The 19,384-nt window shown below is 71.8% G+C and carries 17 protein-coding genes; 5 read left to right on the forward strand and 12 right to left on the reverse strand.

Annotated elements, in window-relative coordinates; translation table 11 throughout:
- Positions 1–48: 48 nt before the first annotated feature.
- Positions 49–1,104 (reverse strand): FUSC family protein, encoded by a 1,056-nt coding sequence (locus Q2K19_RS28820; RefSeq protein ID WP_446839749.1) that lies wholly within the window; start codon positions 1,102–1,104, stop codon positions 49–51.
- Between the two features lie 535 nt (positions 1,105–1,639).
- On the opposite strand from Q2K19_RS28820, the gene Q2K19_RS28825 reads away from it, so the two are divergent.
- Both Q2K19_RS28825 and Q2K19_RS28830 read left to right on the forward strand, forming a co-directional pair.
- The gene (locus Q2K19_RS28825) at positions 1,640–2,830 is read left to right on the forward strand and encodes a sulfite exporter TauE/SafE family protein (RefSeq protein WP_302765262.1); all 1,191 of its coding nucleotides are present in this window, start codon (positions 1,640–1,642) and stop codon (positions 2,828–2,830) included.
- Positions 2,831–2,950: 120 nt separating this feature from the next.
- Complete coding sequence (locus tag Q2K19_RS28830; protein ID WP_302765263.1) at positions 2,951–3,904, forward strand: LysR family transcriptional regulator; 954 nt, start codon at positions 2,951–2,953, stop codon at positions 3,902–3,904.
- On the opposite strand, the gene Q2K19_RS28835 is transcribed toward Q2K19_RS28830, so the two are convergent.
- The 8 genes from Q2K19_RS28835 to Q2K19_RS28870 are packed head-to-tail and all read right to left on the reverse strand — an operon-like array spanning position 3,829 to position 11,970.
- Positions 3,829–5,064, reverse strand: coding sequence for a vWA domain-containing protein (locus tag Q2K19_RS28835; protein ID WP_302765264.1), 1,236 nt, complete (start codon positions 5,062–5,064; stop codon positions 3,829–3,831). The two genes, Q2K19_RS28830 and Q2K19_RS28835, sit on opposite strands and share 76 nt — an antisense overlap.
- Complete coding sequence (locus Q2K19_RS28840) at positions 5,061–5,825, reverse strand: SRPBCC family protein (RefSeq protein ID WP_302765265.1); 765 nt, start codon at positions 5,823–5,825, stop codon at positions 5,061–5,063. Before Q2K19_RS28840 ends, Q2K19_RS28835 begins: the two co-directional genes overlap by 4 nt.
- On the reverse strand, positions 5,822–6,691 hold the full coding sequence (locus tag Q2K19_RS28845; protein WP_302765266.1) for an AAA family ATPase: 870 nt from the start codon (positions 6,689–6,691) through the stop codon (positions 5,822–5,824). The genes Q2K19_RS28840 and Q2K19_RS28845 overlap by 4 nt, the downstream gene beginning before the upstream one ends.
- A complete protein-coding gene (locus tag Q2K19_RS28850) occupies positions 6,688–7,260 on the reverse strand; it encodes a nucleotidyltransferase family protein (RefSeq protein WP_302765267.1) in 573 nt (190 codons plus the stop codon). Before Q2K19_RS28850 ends, Q2K19_RS28845 begins: the two co-directional genes overlap by 4 nt.
- Positions 7,261–7,268: 8 nt before the next feature.
- Positions 7,269–8,150 carry an XdhC family protein gene (locus tag Q2K19_RS28855; protein ID WP_302765268.1) on the reverse strand — a complete coding sequence of 294 codons (882 nt, stop codon included), beginning with the start codon at positions 8,148–8,150 and terminating at the stop codon, positions 7,269–7,271.
- 9 nt (positions 8,151–8,159) lie between these two features.
- Positions 8,160–10,550 (reverse strand): aerobic carbon-monoxide dehydrogenase large subunit, encoded by a 2,391-nt coding sequence (locus Q2K19_RS28860; RefSeq protein WP_302765269.1) that lies wholly within the window; start codon positions 10,548–10,550, stop codon positions 8,160–8,162.
- A complete protein-coding gene (locus Q2K19_RS28865; RefSeq protein ID WP_302765270.1) occupies positions 10,547–11,095 on the reverse strand; it encodes a (2Fe-2S)-binding protein in 549 nt (182 codons plus the stop codon). Before Q2K19_RS28865 ends, Q2K19_RS28860 begins: the two co-directional genes overlap by 4 nt.
- A 2-nt stretch (positions 11,096–11,097) precedes the next feature.
- Entirely contained in the window at positions 11,098–11,970 is an 873-nt protein-coding gene (locus Q2K19_RS28870) for an FAD binding domain-containing protein (protein WP_302765271.1), read from the reverse strand.
- Between the two features lie 118 nt (positions 11,971–12,088).
- Between Q2K19_RS28870 and Q2K19_RS28875 the strand changes: the two genes are divergently transcribed.
- A complete protein-coding gene (locus Q2K19_RS28875) occupies positions 12,089–13,204 on the forward strand; it encodes an XdhC family protein (RefSeq protein WP_302765272.1) in 1,116 nt (371 codons plus the stop codon).
- A 15-nt stretch (positions 13,205–13,219) separates the two neighbouring features.
- On the opposite strand, the gene Q2K19_RS28880 is transcribed toward Q2K19_RS28875, so the two are convergent.
- The gene (locus tag Q2K19_RS28880; protein WP_302765273.1) at positions 13,220–13,765 is read right to left on the reverse strand and encodes a DUF4240 domain-containing protein; all 546 of its coding nucleotides are present in this window, start codon (positions 13,763–13,765) and stop codon (positions 13,220–13,222) included.
- 185 nt (positions 13,766–13,950) lie between these two features.
- On the opposite strand from Q2K19_RS28880, the gene Q2K19_RS28885 reads away from it, so the two are divergent.
- Positions 13,951–14,163 (forward strand): hypothetical protein, encoded by a 213-nt coding sequence (locus Q2K19_RS28885; RefSeq protein WP_302765274.1) that lies wholly within the window; start codon positions 13,951–13,953, stop codon positions 14,161–14,163.
- Positions 14,164–14,187: 24 nt separating this feature from the next.
- Here the strand turns inward: Q2K19_RS28885 and fdh are convergent, their stop codons facing one another.
- A complete protein-coding gene (fdh, locus tag Q2K19_RS28890) occupies positions 14,188–17,454 on the reverse strand; it encodes a formate dehydrogenase (RefSeq protein ID WP_302765275.1) in 3,267 nt (1,088 codons plus the stop codon).
- A gap of 138 nt (positions 17,455–17,592) precedes the next feature.
- Here fdh and Q2K19_RS28895 point away from each other — a divergent pair, with 138 nt between their 5' ends.
- Positions 17,593–18,396, forward strand: coding sequence for a nucleotidyltransferase domain-containing protein (locus tag Q2K19_RS28895; protein WP_302765276.1), 804 nt, complete (start codon positions 17,593–17,595; stop codon positions 18,394–18,396).
- Positions 18,397–18,465: 69 nt separating this feature from the next.
- Here Q2K19_RS28895 and Q2K19_RS28900 read toward each other — a convergent pair whose 3' ends face one another.
- A complete protein-coding gene (locus tag Q2K19_RS28900; RefSeq protein WP_302765277.1) occupies positions 18,466–19,368 on the reverse strand; it encodes an inositol monophosphatase family protein in 903 nt (300 codons plus the stop codon).
- Positions 19,369–19,384: the final 16 nt, after the last annotated feature.

Raw genomic sequence — 19,384 nt, forward strand, 5'->3', positions numbered from 1 at the left:
CACCAGGGCAGACAATCCTCCGGATCCGGCGGAACGGTCCGGCTGCCGTCATGAGCCGGCCGGCGCGGGTGGCCGGAGCGGGCCGAAGGCACGCCGGACCAGCGAGTTCGCGTCGTCCTGCGACAACCCGCTGGCGACGATCAGGTCGCTGACCGCCGTACGGACCTGGGCGATCACCACCGCCCCCGAAAAACCCACCCCGGCCCGGTAGGCGCGGCCGGCCACGCTGACCGCCCGCAGAGCCAGCTCGCGCGCCTGGTCCGGCTCGGCGCCGCGGGTGAACTCGCGGCGCATCGTCCGGACGGCATCGGCAAGGCACGATACCGCCGCGGGCATCTGCGGCGGGACAGGTTCCCCGTCCTCGATCAGGGTCACGGCGCGGCGGATGAGGGTTCCGCTGTTGCGCATCGCCCGGTCCACGGGGTCCACCGCTTCGGCGAAGCGGCTGATCGTCCCTTGCCGGGTGTCCCACCGCACGGGTGACAGATGGCTGGTTTCCTGGGCGCCCCTCGCCGCCTCGGTGAAGGCGGCAAGTTCCTTCTTGTTGTTGCGCAATCGTTCGAGAGCAGTCTGAGCAAGGCCGGCGTCCCGCTGCTTCAGCGCGGCGACGGTGGCTTCGAGTTGATCGACGAGCAGATCCAGCGCCGGTCCGGCGGCGCGGTTGATGATCCTGAGCGGGTTCAGCGGGAGCAGCACCGAGCTCACGACAATGGTCACCGCGCCGCCGATGAGCGCGTCGAGGATCCGCGGTACCTCGAGATTCGATATCGATGGACTCAACGTACCGATGAGCACCGCCGTCGCGGCCGACTGGACCGCCAGCGCGGGGCTGCCGCCGATGAACGCGCCCGCCAGCACGGCCAGCACCACGATCAGACCGAGCTGCCACGGCCCGGTCCCCAGTAGGTAGATCAGCAGGTCACCGATCCCGATCCCGAGGGACACGCCGATGACCAGCTCGACCGTACGGCGCAGTCGCTGGCCAACTGACGCCGCCAGCACCACGACCGCCGAAATCGGCGCGAACACCGGCTTATGAATATGCAGCAGACTGCCGGCCACCCACCAGGACAAACCGGCCGCCAGGCCCGCCTGCGTCGCCAACCCGACACCCGCGCGGACCCGACCCAGCCGGTCCCGGAACGCCTGCGCCGACCGGCTGAACCACTCGGCCATCCCGTCACGGTCCTGGCGCCCCCGTCCATTGCCATCCTTGGGCGGACCACCACCGACCATGGCCGCGGCTACCCCGTCACGGAACTCTCACGCCTCCACCTGCCCACCGACTGGGTCTCCGGTGGGCCGCACACCGCACCAGGCGGGGGTGGCGGTGCCCGGTGGCGCGACCCTGCTGTGCGAGGTTCGGACGTTCTGGGTGCGGACGGCGGGCATGGTCGGCAGCGGCACGATCGCGCTGCTGTGTGCGAGCGAGTGTGCGCTAGGCACCCGGCTGGCCGGCGCAGGTTGCCCGGGCCGGCTTCGAGCATCCGCACCGGCCGACGGTCCCACTCTGCTCCCCCACCACTGCGCGGCACCCAAGCTTCGCACGGCTTCCGGAATACCTGATCTGAGGCGACACTGGTCATGCGACCGCCGGCCCGGCAACCTCGACGATGGAACCCGGCACCAAGGGGTGCGTGTGAATCTGGGCGCTGTCCTGGTCACCGGCTTGTTCGCCGGGGGCGTCTCCTGCGCCGCCGCACAGGGCGGGCTGCTCACCGGCCTGGTCGCCCGCCAACGCGGCGTCGCCGCATCGAACACGCCGGGCGCCCGGCCGGAGGCGACGGCCGGGTGCCGGCAGGAGCGGGCCGTCGCCCTCGAACCACGCGAGGCCTGGCCAGAACGCGTGCTCGGCGGCTTGCGGGCGGCGCGCGATCGGGCCGGCGACGACCTCGCCCCGGTCGCCGCGTTCCTGGGCGGCAAGCTGGTCTCCCACACCCTGCTGGGCGCTCTGCTCGGCGCCCTGGGCGCTGCCGTGCAGCTCTCACCCACCATGCGGGTCTGGACCCAACTGGCCGCGGGCGCGCTGATCATGGCCTTCGGACTAGCGCAGCTCGGCGTCAACCCCTTCACTCGGCTCACCATCGGCACCCCGACGGCGTGGTCGCGGTTCGTTCGCGGCCGCGCCCGGTCCGAGGCCGCCTTCGCCCCCGCCCTGCTGGGCTTCGTCACCATCCTTGTGCCGTGCGGGGTCACCCTGTCCGTCGAAGCCCTCGCCGTCGCCTCGAGTTCGGCGCTGGCCGGCGCCGCGACCATGGCGGTGTTCGTGATCGGCACCGCCCCGCAGTTCACGATTCTCGGGTACGTCGCCCGTGCGGCCGCCGCCTGGCGAAGCCGTCTGGTCCTCGCCACCGGCCTGCTGATGCTCGGCATCGGCCTGTACACGCTCAACGCCGGACTCACCCTGGCGGACTCACCCCTCGCCGCCCGGAACCTCTCGGTCGCTCTCGGGTTCGGTGCCGACCCCGCAGTGGGCGGCCCGGCTGTGGTGCACCGGTACCTGGACGGCCGGCAGGAGGTCGTCGTCACCGCCCGCAGCGACGGATACGAGCCGGCCAACGTCGCGGTCGCGGCCGGGGTGCCGACCACTTTGGTGGTTCGCTCACAGAACAATCATGGCTGCACCCGCGCCCTCGTCGTCTCCGGGCTGGAGCGGCAGTGGATGCTGCCGGAAAGTGGTGAGACCCGCATCGACCTGGGCGTCCTGCAACCCGGCGTGCTGTCCTACACCTGCGGCATGGGCATGTACGGCGGGCAGTTGACCATCACCAACCGGCAGCAGGAAGGCGGGCCGGAGCGCCCGATCCGCACCTTGGGGTGGCCGGAATGAGCCGTCTGAGCGGTATGCCGACGGGGGATGGCGGCGGAGCGCCCGAGCGGGAAAGATCCAGGTTCATGACGAGCGACTTCCGGATCGTTCGAGCGGAGGGCGGGAAATGGGTCGACGCCGATGACCCCGGCGCAGCTACGCGCATACGTCGCCGTGGTCCGGCTGGGATCCGTCAAGCAGGCCGCCGCGCAGCTCGAGGTCTCCGAGTCGGCCGTCTCGCTGCACATCGCGCAGTTGCGCAAGGAGTTCGGCGACCAGTTGTTCTCCAGGACGGCGGCGGGCCTCGCGTTCACCCCCGGTGGCCTGCGGCTGGCCAGTCGCGCGGCGGAGTTGCTGGGCCTGCAGGACCGCACGGTGCTCGAGGTGAGTGCGGCGGGACGCGGCCGCCGCCTGCTGCGGGTGGCCGCGTCCAGCCTGTTCGCCGAGCTGGCCGCGCCGGGGCTGCTCGAGCTGTTCGCCAAACGCGCCGCCGACCTCGACGTCGAGCTGAGTGTCCGCAACCCGGCCTCCTTCGAGACGCTGCTGCAGACCCGTGCCGCGGACATCGCGATCGGGCCGCAGTCGTCCGCCCTCGACCCGTCGATCGCCGCCCAGCCGGTAATGAACTATCGACTCGTGATCGTCGTCGGCCCGGACCATCCGCTGGCCGGGGTGCGGGCGTCGGCGGCGCAACTGCGTGAGCAGACCTGGCTGCTCGGGCCGTCGGCGGCCACCGACCTGGGCGCGGTCCAGGCGATGCTGCGCCGGCTCGCCGTGCCCGACGACCGGCAGCAGATCTTCCAGAGCCACGCGGCCGCGGTGACCGAGGCGAAGCGCGGCAAGGGCATCGCACCGGCGCTGTCGTTCGCCGTCGCGCCGGACGTCCGTCAGGGCCATCTCCTGCTCACGCCGGGGCCGCACGCGACACTCGAGGCCGTCTGGCATTCGCTGGTGCTCGCCACGGGCACCCCGCCGGCCGCCGCGGAGCTGTCCCGGTTCGCCTCGACGCCGCGGGCGATTCAGGCGATGATTCGCGGCGCGGGCGTCAGCGTGGGCCACTTCAAGCCGGCGGTACACGTGACACTCTGGAGCTGACGGGCGGCGTCCACCAGGTCCTGGAACGTCCCGGCCGGCAGCAACCGGTCGCAGTAGGGCAGCGCGGCGGCCATGCCCGCCACCCGGGGGGCGAAGCCGGGGGTCCCGGCCCGCGGATTCAACCAGACGATCCGGTACGCGCGGCGGCGCAGCTTGGCCATCACGGCGGCCAGTTCGCCGGGTGGGTCGCTGTCCCAGCCGTCCGAGCCGATCATCACCACCGCCCCCCGGACGGCGTCACCGTGGTGGGAGGCGAGGAGGGCGCGCAGGTTCGTGGCGATCCGGGTGCCGCCGAACCGGTCCGACACGGCCGCACTGGCCTGCGCGACCGCCGTGACCGGCGAGGTGTGTCGCAGCGCGACCGTGAGCCGGGTCAGCGTGGTCGCGAACGCGAACACCTCGGCGTCGGCGACCAGCGCGAACGCCCGCATCAGGTGCAGGTAGGCCGTCGCCTGCGCGCGCATCGACTCGCTGACGTCGCAGAGCAGCACGACCCGGCGGGGTCGCCGCACCGGCCGCTCGCGGACCACCTCGACGGGTTCCCACGCGGTGCGGCGGGCCCGGGCGACCGTCGGCCGCAGCGCGACCCGCCGTCCGGCCGGGCTGACGGCGTGCCGTCGGGTACGCCGGGTCGGCCAGCCGGCGACGGCCGCGCGCAGGGCCTCGCCGAGCAGTGCGACCTGCGCGGCGTCGAGTTCCTCGAACGGCCGGTCGGCGAGCCCGGCGAGAGCGGCGGGGCGCCGCTCGGGCAGCCGCAGCGCGGCATCGGACGTCCCCGCCTCGGCAACGGCCGGTGGCAGCGTCGCCCACGGCAGTCCACCGCCCGGGCGCGGGTCCGCGGTGTCCGCGGGCACCGGGACGTGCAGGTCGTCGCGGCGACCTGGCGGAGCCGCGGACCGAGTCAGTGGCAGCGGTGGCGCGTCGGCGAAGACGGCGGCGAAGACGCGGTCGAACGCGGCGAGGTCGGCGTGGCGCCGGACCAGGCTGATCCGGGCGGTCCAGTAGAGGGTGGATCTGTCCACGGGTGGGTTGGCGGCGAGTGCCCGGACGAAGTCGTCGACGTCGGTGAGCCCGGCAGGGACGCCGGCGTGCCGCAGCCGGTCGACGAGGGCCACGGCGAACGCAGCCCGGTCGATCCCGCGGAGCAGGCCGGAGCTCACCGGCGGGCGACCAGCCAGGCGATCACCGCCCCGACGGCGACCAGGCCGACGAGCACCGGCACGAGCCGCTTGGTGATCGACCGGCCGGCGATGCTGAGCAGGTCGAGCGCCTCGGCCTCGGCGGCGGGTCCGGCGGTGGTGGCCGTCGGGTCGGCGGGCGTGGGCTCGACGGCGGCGGGGCGGGAGGTGGGCACGGTGGCTGCCGAGGTGACGGGCTCCGGCTCGGGCCGGGTGGCGAAGGCGACCCGGGGGCTCGCCGATCCGGCGGCCAACGCCGCGGCACCCGGCTGCTCGGGAGCCGACGACGCCGCCGGTTCCTCGGCGGCCAGCCTGGCCTCGAGATTGGCGACGAACTGCGCGAGCAGCTTGCCGGACACCTCCTTGATCATGCCGCTGCCGAACTGGGCCAGCTTCCCCGAGATCCTCAGGTCGGTGTCCACGCTGACCAGTGTCCGATCGCCGTCCGGCCGCAGCTGGGCGGAGACCAGTGCGGCCGCGTTGCCCGCGGACCGAGCGTCGCGGCCCTTCGCGTCGATCACTCCGTGGTATCGCGCGTCGTCCCTCTCGACGAACCGCGCCGTGCCCGCGAACTCGGCGATGACCGGCCCGACCTTGACCTTGACCTTGCCCTGGTGGACGTCTCCGTCGACGCCGGTGAGCTGGGCGCCCGGCAGGCACGGCGCGATCCCTTCGAGGTCGGTGAGGACCGCCCAGGCTCGCTCGATCGGGGTGTTGACCGCGAACTCGTTGGTGATCCTCATGGTTGCCTCTCCTGGTGGGTGCCGAGCGCGGCGGCGACGGTGGCACGGTCGTCGGTGGTCTTGGCGATGGCGCCGATGGTCCGCAGGACGTCGCCGGCGCCGAGATCGGTGGCGCCGAGCACGGACAGCGCGGCGACCCAGTCGATGGCCTCGGCCATACCGGGGGCCTTGTCCAGCTCGAGGTCGCGCACGCCGCTGATGAACTCGGTCGCCGTGCGGATCAGCGGCTCGGCCGCACCCGGCACGGCCCGGCGGACGATCTCGGCCGCCCGGCCCGGCTCAGGGAAGTCGATCCAGTGGTACAGACAGCGGCGGCGCAGCGCGTCGTGCAGCTCACGGCTGCGATTGGAGGTGAGCACGACGACCGGTGGCGTGGTCGCGGTGAACGTGCCGAGCTCGGGGATCGTGATGCCGGCCTCGCCGAGGAACTCGAACAGGAGGGCCTCGAATTCGTCGTCGGCGCGGTCGATCTCGTCGATCAGCAACACCGGCGGCACCGGCCCCGAATGGCGTACGGCCCGCAGAATGGGCCGTTCCTGAAGGAACTCGGCCGTGAACAGGTCGGCGTCGGTGAGCTTCGCGTGCCGGGCCTCGGCGAGACGGATCGCGAGCAACTGTCGCTGGTAGTTCCACTCGTAGAGCGCTTCGCCCGGGGTCAGCCCCTCGTAGCACTGCAGCCGGATCAGCGTCGTGTCCAGCGCCCGGGCCAGGGCCTTGGCCGCCGCGGTCTTGCCGACACCGGGCTCGCCCTCGAGCAACAGCGGCTTGCCGAGCTTCAGCGCCAGGAACAGCGCCATCGCCATGCCGTCGTCGGCCAGATAGTCCACGGCGTCGAGCCGGCGCTTGACCGCCAGGAAGTCCTTCACGGGGCCTCGCCCGCCAGCAGCCGTTCGTAATCCGCCCGGGTGTCGACGTCGATCGGCACCGGCCCGTCGGCGGGCACCTCGGTGACCGGGTAGCGGCCCGAGTGCAGCAGCTTCCAGACGGCCTTGTCGCCGTGCAGGCCGGACAACTCGGGGAAGACCTCGCGGCCGAACCGGAACGGATGCCCCAGCCCGTCGGAGTACCGGCACACGCCGAGCGGGGTGGGCGCCGCGGCGACCCGCCGGACGTCGGCGGCGCGCACGCCGGGCTGGTCGCCGAGGAGCAGGACGATCACGTCGGCGCGCGGGTCCACCACCTGCACCGCCGTCCGGATCGACGACCCGCAGCCGGCGGTGAAATCCGGGTTCTCGACGATCTCGACCCCGGTGAGGTCCACCCGCTCGCGCACCAGGCTCACCGCGCCGCCCAGCGTCACGAGCAGCTGCTCGAAGCGGCAGGAGCGGGCCAGCTCCAGGGTCGCGTCGAGCAGCGTCCGGCCCCGGTACGGCAGCAACTGTTTGGCCCCGCCGATCCGCACCGACGCTCCGGCGGCCAGGACCAGACCGGTCACGAACACGGCTATGCCGCCGTGAAGCTCGTGCGGCAGCCGGGGCAGCAGAACCAGAAGTCCCGCCCGTCAACCTGCGCCTGCGGCGTCTCCGGCCCGATCAACACGGTCATTCCGCACACCGGGTCGACCGCCTGCTGCGGCCGCGCCACCGGCGGGCCCGACACCGGCGCGTCCGAGCAGGGGGTCAGCCCGTCCACCCTGATCGCCCGAACCACCTCGGCCATGATCGACAGGGCGATCTCCTGCGGCGTACCCGCCCCGATGTCCACCCCGGCCGGCGAATGGACGCGGGCCCGTTCGGCGTCGGTCAGCGCCAACTCGTCGAGCAGGGCCGCGGCGCGCTTGCGGCTGGCGACCAGCGCGATGAGGCCCACGCCGGCGTCGAGCGCGGCCCGGATGGCGTCCTGCTCACCCTTGCCGAGCCCGGCCACCACGACCGCGGTGACACCCGAGTAGTCGCCGGAAGCCGAGACCTCGAAGTCGAGGAACGCCGCCAGCTCCGCCACGGCGGCGCTGATCGGCGTGCTGCCGATCAGCCCCAGCACCGGCGCGGGCAGCATCGGCCGCAGGAAGATCTCGATCGCGCCGCCCGAGTGGCACGGGTTGACCACCACCCGCGCGCCCGGCGTCTCGGGAAACGCGGCCGTGTCGTCCGGAAGCACCCGGAGCAGCAGGGTGTTGCCGTCCCGCAGGGCGTCGAGCGCGGCCGTGCGGACCGAACTCTCGGCGCAAGCCCCGCCGACGAAGCCCTCCATCGAGCCGTCCGCGAGGATCACCGCGGCATCGCCGGGCCGCGCCGACGTCGGGTCCTGGGCGCGGACGACAGTGGCGTGCACGAACGGCTCGCGCGAGGCGCTCAGCTCGCGGGCGCGGTCGTCGATCAACGTCATCAGGGCCCCTCAGACCGGCGGCCGCGGGTGACCGCGCATCGCGTCCCAGACCCGCGACGGCGTCAACGGCATGTCGGCATGCCGGACGCCGAACGGCTTGAGGGCGTCCACGACCGCGTTGACGATCGCCGGCGGCGAGCCGACGGTGGCGGACTCGCCCACGCCCTTCGCGCCGATCGGGTGGTGCGGCGAGGGGGTGACGGTGAAGCCGGTCTCCCAGTCGGGCACCTCGAGCGACGTCGGGATCAGGTAGTCCATCAGCGACGCGCCGAGGCAGTTGCCGTCCTCGTCGAACGCGATCATCTCCATCAGCGCCATGCCGACCCCGTCGGTCAGCCCGCCGTGCACCTGCCCCTCGATGATCATGGGATTGATCCGGGTTCCGCAGTCGTCGACCGCGATGAACCGCCGCACCTTGACCTGTGCGGTGCCGGGATCGACGTCCACCACGCAGATGTACGCCCCGTGCGGGTAGGTCAGGTTCGACGGGTTGTAGCAGATCTGCGCCTCGAGCCCGCCCTCGACGCCCTCGGGCAGATCGCCGGCGCCGTGCGCGCGCAGGGCGATGTCCTGGATCGTGACGGACTTGCCCGGGTCGCCCTTGACGTGGAATGCGCCCTTCTCCCAGTCCAGGTCGGCGACCGAGACCTCGAGCATGCCGGAGGCGATGATCCGGGCCTTGTCGCGGACCTTGCGGGCGACCAGGGCGGCCGCCGCACCCGACACCGGCGTCGAGCGACTGCCGTAGGTACCGAGGCCGAACGGGGTGTTGTCGGTGTCGCCGTGCACCACGTCGATGTCGGCCGGCGGGATCCCGATCTCCTCGGCGACGATCTGGGCGAACGTCGTCTCGTGGCCCTGGCCCTGGGACTGCACGCTGAGCCGGACCACGGCCTTGCCGGTCGGGTGCACGCGCAACTCGCAGCCGTCCGCCATGCCCAGGCCGAGGATGTCCATGTTCTTGCGGGGCCCGGCGCCGACGGCCTCGGTGAAGAACGCGATGCCGATGCCCATGAGCTCGCCTCGGGCCCGCTTCTCCGCCTGCTCCTGACGCAACTCGGCGTAGCCGGCCAGGTCCATCGCGAGCCGCATGGTGGGCTCATAGTTGCCGGAGTCGTACACCCAGCCGGTCTTCGTCGTGTAGGGGAACTGCTCCGGTCTGATGAAGTTCTTCAGCCGCAGCTCGGCCGGGTCCATGCCCAGCTCATCGGCGAGGCAGTCGACGATCCGTTCGACCAGGTAGACGGCCTCGGTGATCCGGAACGAGCAGGCGTACGCGACGCCGCCGGGAGCCTTGTTGGTGTAGACCGCGGTCATCTTGCAGTAGGCGGCCTCGATGTCGTAGCTGCCGGTGAACACGCCGAAGAACCCAGCCGGATACTTCACCGGCGCGGCGGTGCCGTTGAACGCGCCGTGGTCGGCGAGCACGTTGGTGCGGATGGCCAGGATCCGGCCGTCCCGGGTCGCCGCGATCTCGCCGTGCATGATGTAGTCGCGGGCGAAGCCGGTGCTGATCAGGTTTTCGGACCGGTCCTCCATCCACTTCACCGGCACGCCGGTGACGATGGAGCCGACGATCGCGCAGACGTAGCCGGGATAGATCGGCACCTTGTTGCCGAACCCGCCGCCGATGTCCGGCGAGATCACCTGGATCTTGTGCTCGGGGATGCCCGCCACGATCGCGTACAAGGTGCGGTGCGCGTGCGGCGCCTGCGTGGTGGACCAGAGCCGCAGCTTGCCTTCGACCGCGTCGAAGTCGGCGACCGCCCCGCACGTCTCCATCGGCGCCGGGTGCACCCGGGGGTAGACGAGGTCCTGGCTGACCACCACGTCGGCGCGGGCGAACACGGCCGCGGTGGCCGCCTCGTCGCCGGTCTCCCAATCGAAGCAGTGGTTGTTCGCCTTGCCCTCGAGGTCGTCGCGGATCAGCGGGGCGTCCGGCTCCAGCGCGCGCCGCGCGTCGACGACCGGCTCGAGGACGTCGTACTCGACGTCGATCAACTCGATCGCGTCCCGCGCCTCGTACCGGGTCTCGGCGACGACGAACGCCACCTCCTGACCCTGGAAGCGCACCTTGTCAGTGGCGAGCACGGCCTGCACGTCGTTGGAGAGGGTCGGCATCCAGGCCAGGTTCAGCTCCGCCAGCATCGCCCCGGTCACGACCGCCTTGACCCCTGGCGAGGCCTCGGCGGCGCTGGTGTCGATGCTGACGATCCGGGCGTGCGCGACCGGCGCCCGAAGAATGGCGAGGTGCAGCATGCCGGGCAGCTGGACGTCGTCGACGTACCGGCCCCGGCCACGAACGAACCGCGGATCCTCCTTGCGCAGCATCCGGCCGTACCCGATCGGCTTCTGATCGTTGTCGTGGAAGGTGTCCACGCGATCGTGCACGGTCGTCATGCGACGCTCCCCACGCTCTGGCCGGCGTCCGCGCTCTCGCCGGTTTCGCTTGGCTGGGTCTGCTCGGGAACCCGGGCCGCGGCGGCGGCCTCGTGCACGGCGGCCCAGCGGACCGACCGCACGATGGTGGCGTAGCCCGTACACCGGCAGATCTGACCCGAGATCGCCTCGCGGATCTCGGCCTCGGTCGGGTCCGGGTTCCGGTTGAGCAGCGCCCGGGCGGTCATCATCATCCCGGGCGTGCAGAAACCGCACTGCAGGCCGTGGCACTGCATGAAGCCCTGCTGGATCGGGTCGAGCTCGGCGCCGTCGGCCAGGCCCTCGACCGTGCGTACCTCGTGGCCGCCGGCCATCGCGGCAAGTACCGTGCACGACTTCACCGGCTCGCCGTCCAGCCAGACCACGCAGGTGCCGCAGTTGCTGGTGTCGCAGCCCCAGTGCGTGCCGGTCAGGCCGAGCACGTCCCGCAGGAAGTGCACCAGCAGCAGCCGACCCTCGATCTCCCGGGTGACCTCGACGTCGTTGACGGTCATGGTGACCTGCATGCTCAACTCCTCGCCCGCTCGACGGCCCGGCGCAGGGCCCGTCTCGTCAGCTCGGCGGCCAGATGCCGCTTGTAGTCCGCGCTGCCACGCTGGTCGGTGACCGGGTCGCAGCTGCGCGCCGCGATCGCCCCGGCCTGCTCGAAGAGGCTCTCGGTGGGCTCCTGGCCGCGCAGCGCCGCGGAGATCTCCGGGATACCGGTGGTGTTCGGCCCGACCGCGGCGAGCCCCACCCGGGCGTCCGCGATCGCGCCGCCGTCGAGCCAGACCGCGGCGCCCGCCGAGACCACGGCCCAGTCGCCGGCCCGGCGCTCGACCTTCTGGTACGCGCTGCCACCGCCCGGCCGCACCGGCAGCCGGATCTCGACCAGCATCTCCGCGTCGCCGACCGCCGTCTCGTACGGCCCGACGTGGAATTCCTCCATCGACACGACCCGCTCGGCGCCACCCGGCCCGCGGATCACACAGCTCGCGTCCAGCGTCGTGCAGACCGCGGACAGATCCTCGGACGGATCCGCCTGACAGAGCGAGCCGCCCAACGTGCCCCGGTTGCGCACGACCGGGTCGGCGATCACCCGTTCGGCATCGGCGAAGATCGGGAACGCCGCGGCCAGCTCGGCGGACTCGAGCAGCTCACGGTGTCGGGTCAGTGCGCCGATCCGTATCTCGTCGCGCCCCGGCCGGATGTAGCCCAGTTCCGGGTGCAGATCGTTGATGTCGATCAGATAGTCGAAGTTGGCCAGGCGCAGCTTCATCATCGGCAGCAGGCTGTGCCCGCCGGCGACCAGCCGGGCTGTGCTGCCGAGCCGCTCCAACAACCCGATGGCCTGGTCCACACTGGTGGCTCGCTCGTACTCGAACGGCGCCGGAACCTGCATGTCGCACCTCCGCAGTCCGGCAAAATCTCACCCCGGCGCGTACCGAAGTCAACGCCGACCTAAGCAATCACTTAGGTCGGCGTTGACGGTGCCGCCGCAGCTCGCGGATCGTGCTGCCATGCGGGACATCGTCGAAGGGCTGGCAGCCTGGCGTGCCGCCGGCGTCGCGTTCGCCGTGGCGACCGTCGTCCGGACCTGGCGGTCGGCCCCCCGGCAGCCGGGCGCGGCGATGGCCGTCGCCGCCGACGGCGAGGTCCTCGGCAGCATCTCGGGCGGCTGCGTCGAGGGCGCGGTCCACGAGCTCTGCCAGACGGCGATCGATACCGGCAAGGCGCGAACGGAGACCTACGGCGTCAGCGACGACGACGCGTTCGGCGTGGGCCTGACCTGCGGCGGCACCATCGAGGTCCTGGTCCAGCCGGACGTCGCGCTGACCGAGCTCGACGAGGTGCTCGCGGCGATCGGGGACGGCCGGCCGGTCGCCACGGCGTCGGTCGAGGACGCGCAGTTGGTGGTCTGGCCCGGCCGGGTCGCGGGCAGCCTCGGCGATCCTGACCTGGACCGCGCCGTAGCGCAGCGGGCAGTCGGAATGCTCGCGCTCGGCACCACCGGCACCATCCACCTGGGTGCGCACGGGGACCAGCGGCGCGACGAGCTGTCCGTCTTCGTTCAGTCGTACGTGCCCCCGCCCCGGATGATCGTCTTCGGTGCGATCGACTACGCCGCGGCGGTGGCCCGGATCGGTCGGTTCCTCGGCTACCACGTCACGGTCTGCGACGCCCGCCCCGTGTTCGCCACCCGCAAGCGCTTCCCGGAGGCCGACGACCTCGTCGTCCAATGGCCGCACAAGTACCTCGAGTCGGCCGTCGTCGACGAGCGCACGGTGCTGTGCGTGCTGACCCACGACCCGAAGTTCGACGTGCCGCTGCTCGAGGTGGCCCTGCGCACGCCGGCCCGCTACATCGGCGCGATGGGTAGCCGCCGCACCCACGAAGACCGGCTACGCCAACTGCGCGAGGCGGGTGTGAGCGAGGCCGCCCTGGCCCGGCTCTCCTCCCCGATCGGGCTGGACCTCGGCGCGCGGACGCCGGAGGAGACGGCCGTGGCGATCGCCGCCGAGATCATTTCCCTGGCCTGGGGTGGCTCGGGCCGTCCCCTCACCGGCCTCGAGACCCCCATCCACCGCACCGCCCTTGAGTCAGGCGGCTCCGACCTCCCCAACGGCGGGGAATGAATGCGCCAACCGTAGCTAGTCCGGCCAGCCAGCCGGGTTGCTGACGGACTCTCGGGAGATGCCCGAGCCGGTCTCCGGCCAGGCACCGAAGCGCTCCTCGTACAGGTGGGCGAAGAGGTAGCAGAGTTGCTCGCACTCGGCGTCGAGCACGGCCATCGCCGGCTCCGCCCGGACCGCCGCATAGAACTCCCGACCCATCGCCAGGATGAACCCGCGGGCGTACAGGAAGCCGTCGTCGGAGCCGTCCGTGACCTCCTGAATGTCGGCGCGGTCGATGTCGTACAGCTTCCGCTCGACGACCCGGCCGAGGTCGACCAGCTCCGGGCCCGACAGCCCGGCACACAGCTCACGCAGCGTCTCGACGAAGGGGTCGAGCCAGTCGTCGATCGCGTAGAGCTCGTCGTCCTCGGCGCCCTCCGGGTCCCGCTCGAGCAGGGCGCGGCGCAGCGCCGCCGGCTCCGGGCCCAGCCGGGCCCACGCCTGCTCCAGCAGAGCCCAGAAGCGGGCCTCCTCCTCGACCGTCGGCAACCGCGACGAAGCAGCAAGATCGGTACCAGTCACAGGGCGGACGGTAGCCGGACCCACCGACAAGCTGAGGCGGACGACCCCTCGTTCGCGGATTGTCGTGTCGACCGGGCTCGACCGGGTATGCCGCCGGAGGCGTCCAGCGCCACGGGTGGGATGCCGAGGCGGTATCGCCGATCGAGCGGACCGTCGCACCCGTCTGCACAGAAGGGGAGCCCGACGTGCCGCACGATTCCGAGGACCGGGGGCCGGACAGCGAGCGCCAACTGGGCCGCGGCAGCCGTCGGGACGCCTCGGCCGAGGAACAGCTGGACGACGCGATGACCGACGACGATGCCCGGACTCCGGACACCTCACCGACCGAGCTGGAACCCACGTGGCGAACCTTGGAGGCGTCGGACGGCCAGGCGCCGGCTCCGCCCGCACCGCCCTGACACCCGCACGGGCCGTACCGCTGCTCAGGCGTGGCTGCGGCGCAGGACGTCGGTGGTGACGAGCGGCGGGTAGTGCGCGCCGAGTTCCCCCGATCGCCGCTGGTAGTCCGCGACGAGGTCCAGCAGCGGGCGGCCCGTCGGCCGCCGGCCAGGGCGGATGTCACAGGTGCCGACCTTGCTCTCCTGGATCAGCACGTTCGGATCGAGCGTGATGCCGAACAGGTCGTTGGCCGAGTCGCCACGGATGAGGCCCTCGTATCCCCAGTGATAGGGCACCCAGATCTGGTGGATGATCCGATCGTCGATCCGGAGGGGGATGAGCCGGTCGGTCACCATGACGCGCGCCTCGATGGCCGCGCGGGTGCTGATCAGGTGGGCCCAGCCCAGGTGGGTGAGCCCCCTTTCCGCCGCGAGTTCGGGCGACACCTCGACGAACATCTCCGGCTGCAGCTCCGCGAGGCGGGTGACGGTCCGGCTCATCCCGCCCGCCGTGTGGTGCTCGGTGAGCCGGCTGACGGTGAAGACGTACGGGAACACCTCACTGTGCGGTTCCGGCGGGCTCGGATTGAGCGTATTGACGCGGTGGGTGTAGACCTTGCGGGTCGGGTTCTCCTGCTGGCCATAGAGCGGGTTGCGCACCGGTGACTCGACCGGCTCGTAGTGAGTCGGCATCGGCCCGTCGAGCACCCCGGCCGGTACGTACAGCCAGCCCTTGCCATCGCCCTGCATGACGAAGGGGTCGTCGCCGGCGAGCCCCTCCGTGCCCGAGGCCCCCTTGGGTGGCCGGTACGTCGGCGGCTTGGTCTTCTCGAAGTCCGGCACGTCGTACCCGGTCCACTCCCCCTTCTCGGGGTCCCACCAGACGTACTTCTTCCGCTCGCTCCAGGGTCTACCGTCCGGATCGGCGGAGGCGCGGTTGTAGAGGATCCGTCGGTCCCCCGGCCAGGCCCAGCCCCACTCCGAGGCCACCCAGTTCTGCGCCGAGCCGGGCTTGCGGCGGGCGGCCTGGTTGACGCCGTCGGCGTACACCCCGCAGTAGATCCAGCACCCGCCGACGGTGGAGCCGTCGTCCTTCATCTCGGTGAACGCGGACAGCGGACGGCCGGTGGCCACCTCGTAGCCGTTGATCTCCTTGAGCACGGCCTCGGCGCTCGGCTCCGCCTCCGGGCCGTGCGTCGGGTAGTCCCAGGCCAGGTCGAGCAGCGCCCGGTCACGCGGCTTGTCGGAGCCGGCCAGCCGTTCCCGGATGATGCGGCCGAGGTGGTAGAAGAACCACAGCTCGGAACGGCAGTCGCCCGGCGGGTCCAGGGCCTTCTCCCGCCACTGCAGCAGCCGCTGGGTCTGGGTGAAGGTGCCCTCCTTCTCCACGTGCGAGGCCGCCGGCAGGAAGAACACCTCGGTGCGGCACTCCCGCGGCACGATCTCGCCGGTGGCCACCTCGGGGCTGTTCTTCCAGAACGTCGCGCTCTCGATCATGAACAGGTCCCGGACCACCAGCCAGTCCAGGTTCGCCATCCCCAGCCGCTGCGCCCGGCCGTGCGCCGAGCCGACCGCCGGATTCTGACCGAGCAGGAAGTACCCCTTCACCTTGCCGTCGATCATGTTCAGCACCTGCTGGTACGTCCCGTGGTCGCCGGTCATTCGGGGCAGGTAGCCGTAGCAGTAGTCGTTCTCGGCGGTGGCGGCGTCGCCCCAGTACGCCTTGAGCAGGTTGACCCCGTACGCCTTGGCGTTGCCCCAGTAGCCCTTCTGGCCCGGATTCCGGATGCTCTCGATCCAGTCGCGGAAGGTCGGGTGGTCGGCGTGGTGGGGCATCGGCAGGTAGCCCGGTAGCAGGTTGAACAGCGTGGGGATGTCCGTGGAGCCCTGGATGCTGGCGTGCCCGCGCAGGGCCAGGACGCCGCCGCCCGGGCGGCCCATGTTGCCCAGCAGCAGCTGGATGATCGCCCCGGTGCGGATGTACTGCACGCCGACGCTGTGCTGGGTCCAGCCCACCGAGTAGACCAGCATGCTGGTTCGATCCCGGCCCGAGTTCTCCGTCCAGGCGCGGGCCAGCTCCAGGAACTTCTCGGCCGGGATGCCGCAGACCCGTGCCACCATCTCCGGGGTGTAGCGGGCGAAGTGCCGCTTGAGGATCTGGTAGACGCAGCGCGGATGCTGCAGCGTCTCGTCCCGCTCGACCTGGCCGCCGATCGGCGCACCGTGCGACTCGTGCTCCAGCCCAGCCGCGGTTTCCCGCTGGGTTTCGGTGTCGCGCGCGAGAGCGGTCCGTTCGTGCCCCGCGTACTGCCAACTCGTCTGGTCGTAGCTGGCGTTGGCCGGCTTGAAGCCGGAGAAGAAGCCGTCCAGATCCTCGGTGTCGAGGAACTTTTCGCTGACGATCGTCGCGGCGTTGGTGTAGGCGACCACGTATTCGCGGAAGTCGAGCTCGTTCTCCAGGATGTAGCGCACCACGCCGCCGAGCAGCGCGATGTCGGTGCCCGCCCGGATCGGCAGGTACGTGTCCGCCAGCGCGCTCGTCCGAGTGAACCGCGGGTCGACGTGGAAGACCTTGGCGCCGCGCTTCTTGGCGTCCATCACCCACTGGAAGCCCACCGGGTGGGCCTCGGCCATGTTGGAGCCCTGGATGATGACGCAGTCGGAGTTGATGAGGTCCTGCTGGAAGGCCGTCGCCCCGCCGCGACCGAAGCTGGTCCCCAGACCGGGGACGGTGGCGGAGTGTCAAATCCGCGCCTGGTTCTCGATCTGGAGCGCCCCCATCGCCGTGAACAGCTTCTTGATGAGGTAGTTCTCCTCGTTGTCCAGCGTCGCCCCACCCAGGCTGGAGATCCCCAGCGTCCGGTTCAGCGGCCGCCCCGCGTCGTCGACGTCCTCCCACGTCTCGTCACGGGCGGCGAGGACCCGGTCGGCGATCATCTGCATCGCCGTGTCGAGATCCAGGTCCTCCCACTCGGTGCCGTACGGGCGGCGGTAGCGCACCTTCTGCTGGCGCAGCTCACTGGTCACGTAGTTCTTGCTGGCCGAGCCCTTCGGGCAGAGCCGGCCGCGGGAGATCGGGCTGTCCGCGTCCCCCTCGATCTGGGTGACCTGCCCATCCTTGACATACACCCGCTGCCCGCAACCCACCGCACAGTACGGACACACCGACCGGGCCATGCTGTCGGCCGTCTCCGTGCGCGCGGTCAGGGCCGCCGACCGGGCAGACTGGGCCGCGGCGCCCCGGCCGAGCGGGTCGGTGCCCGTGAGCTGCCGGTATACCGGCCAACCCGCGATCCACGTGCGCACACCCATCTCAGCACCTTTGCGGCAAGCCGGACGAAACGCGAACGGTTCGACGATAGAGGAGCCGCCCCGGCGGACGCAGCGAAACGAGTGGCCGGATCACCGGACCGCCCGTCGACGCGACGGCGGGAAGGTACGGTCACCCGGATGATCGAGGAGCTGACGCGGGGATATCTTCGAGCGGTTGATCAAGTCCTGCCCGGCTACGTGCAGGGCCTCTACGTCGTCGGGTCCGCCGCACTCGGCGCGTGGCAGTCCAGCGCCAGCGACGTCGATACCGTGATCATGACATCCCGCCCGGCGGCCGGCGACGACCTCGCCCGACTCGCGAAGATCCACGCCGAGCTGCCCCGGTCCCCGCACTTCGACGGGGTCTACCTGGAGCCCGAGTTGGCGCACTCCTGGCCGACCGACCGGCGCGCCGTGCCGTTCGTGGTCGACGGCGAGTTCACCACCGACAGGCCCTGCGGCGAGCTGACGCCGGTGCTGTGGCTGACCCTGCGGCGGTACGGCATCCGGGTGCGCGGCCCGGCGGTCGCCAGCCTGGGGGTGCGGGTCGATCCGGAGCAGCTGCGCCGCTACAACCTGCACAACCTGCGTGAGTACTGGCAGGCGGCGGCCGACGGGTTCCCGGCGGACCTGGCCGGCGTCGCCCCCGACGCGATCCTGGACGCCGGAACGGTGAGCTGGTTCGTGCTCGGGCCCGCGCGGTTGCACTACACGCTGGCCCACGGTGACGTCATCTCGAAGGCCGCAGCAGGCGAATATCTCGGGCAACTGTTCCCGGAATACGCCGATCTCGCGCACCGGTCCGTCCGCTGGCGTGCCGGTGAAGCAGAGCGGTTCACCGCCACAGACCTGATCACCGCAGGCGACAGTGTCCACGCGGTGGCCGACGACGCTTGGCGCCGCTTCGGCGACCCCGAGACGGCCCGGCCCCTGGCCGGGTGAGTGCGCGACGGCGCCGGGGCCGCCGCGCGGCGGCTGACCGAACTGCGGTGAGCGTCGGGCCGCCGAGGCTCACCAACCGACCGAGGTGAGGCTGATCGGGGTGAGCCGCCGTACCTGCGGCTCGATCCACTGTGCCGCGGTGACCAGCTTGACCAGCCGGTCGATGGTCTCCGGTGGTCCGGCCACGAAGCTGCGCCGGTCGGCCGGGCAGCCGTACCGGTCGTCGAAGCAGCCGCCGTCGAGGGCCCGGACCACCATGCCGGCCTCGGCGGCCAGCAGCATCCCGGCCGGCAGGTCGACGGCCTCCGGGCGGTAGCCGACGATGCCGTCGATGTCGCCGCGGGCCAGCATCACCCAGGACAGCAGCGGCGCCCACAGTTGCAGCACCCGCCGGGCGGTGGAGTCGAGCACCACCTTCAGCGCCCGGGCGGTGCTGTCGTCCCGGCGTACCTCGTGGCCCTGCGTCCAGGCGAGCACCGGCGCGGCCGGCACCGGCCGGTGCGGCGCGCGCAGCGGCCGGCCGGCGGCACCGGCCGCGTGGACGAAGGCGCCCTGACCGCGTACGGCCGACCAGGTACGCCCGGCGACCGGGTCGTGGACCACGCCGAGCACCGGCGAGCCGCGCTCACAGAGCGCGATCCCGACCACGTACGCGGGCAGCCCGATCGCCACGTTGTTGGTGCCGTCGAGCGGGTCGACCAGCCACGCCCAGGACTCGTCGGGCGCGTACTCGCCACCCTCCTCGGCGATCACGCCGTGCCCGGGCCAGCGGCTCCGGATCCGGTCCACGATCAGCCGTTCGGCGGCCAGGTCCAGGTCGGTGACCAGGTCGCCGGAGGCGTTCTTGGCCCGGGCGCGCAGCTCCCCCCGGGTGCCCTGGCGCAGCAGCCGCCCGGCGGCGCGAGCCACCTCCACGGCGAACAGGTGCGCGTCGCGCAGGTCGGGTCCGCCTCTGCTCGGCTCCTCGTCCATGGCTTCCTCCAAGCCG

This window comes from Micromonospora sp. NBRC 110009, from assembly GCF_030518795.1.
Classification (GTDB): Bacteria; Actinomycetota; Actinomycetes; order Mycobacteriales; family Micromonosporaceae; genus Micromonospora.

Coding starts and splice junctions, on each gene's coding strand:
- Q2K19_RS28830 (WP_302765263.1), top strand. CDS start 2,951: ATGACCCCGGCGCAGCTACGCGCATACGTCGCCGTGGTCCGGCTGGGA.
- Q2K19_RS28840 (WP_302765265.1), bottom strand. CDS start 5,825: ATGAGGATCACCAACGAGTTCGCGGTCAACACCCCGATCGAGCGAGCC.
- Q2K19_RS28855 (WP_302765268.1), bottom strand. CDS start 8,150: ATGACGTTGATCGACGACCGCGCCCGCGAGCTGAGCGCCTCGCGCGAG.
- Q2K19_RS28860 (WP_302765269.1), bottom strand. CDS start 10,550: ATGACGACCGTGCACGATCGCGTGGACACCTTCCACGACAACGATCAG.
- Q2K19_RS28865 (WP_302765270.1), bottom strand. CDS start 11,095: ATGCAGGTCACCATGACCGTCAACGACGTCGAGGTCACCCGGGAGATC.
- Q2K19_RS28870 (WP_302765271.1), bottom strand. CDS start 11,970: ATGCAGGTTCCGGCGCCGTTCGAGTACGAGCGAGCCACCAGTGTGGAC.
- Q2K19_RS28875 (WP_302765272.1), top strand. CDS start 12,089: ATGCGGGACATCGTCGAAGGGCTGGCAGCCTGGCGTGCCGCCGGCGTC.
- Q2K19_RS28895 (WP_302765276.1), top strand. CDS start 17,593: ATGATCGAGGAGCTGACGCGGGGATATCTTCGAGCGGTTGATCAAGTC.
- Q2K19_RS28900 (WP_302765277.1), bottom strand. CDS start 19,368: ATGGACGAGGAGCCGAGCAGAGGCGGACCCGACCTGCGCGACGCGCAC.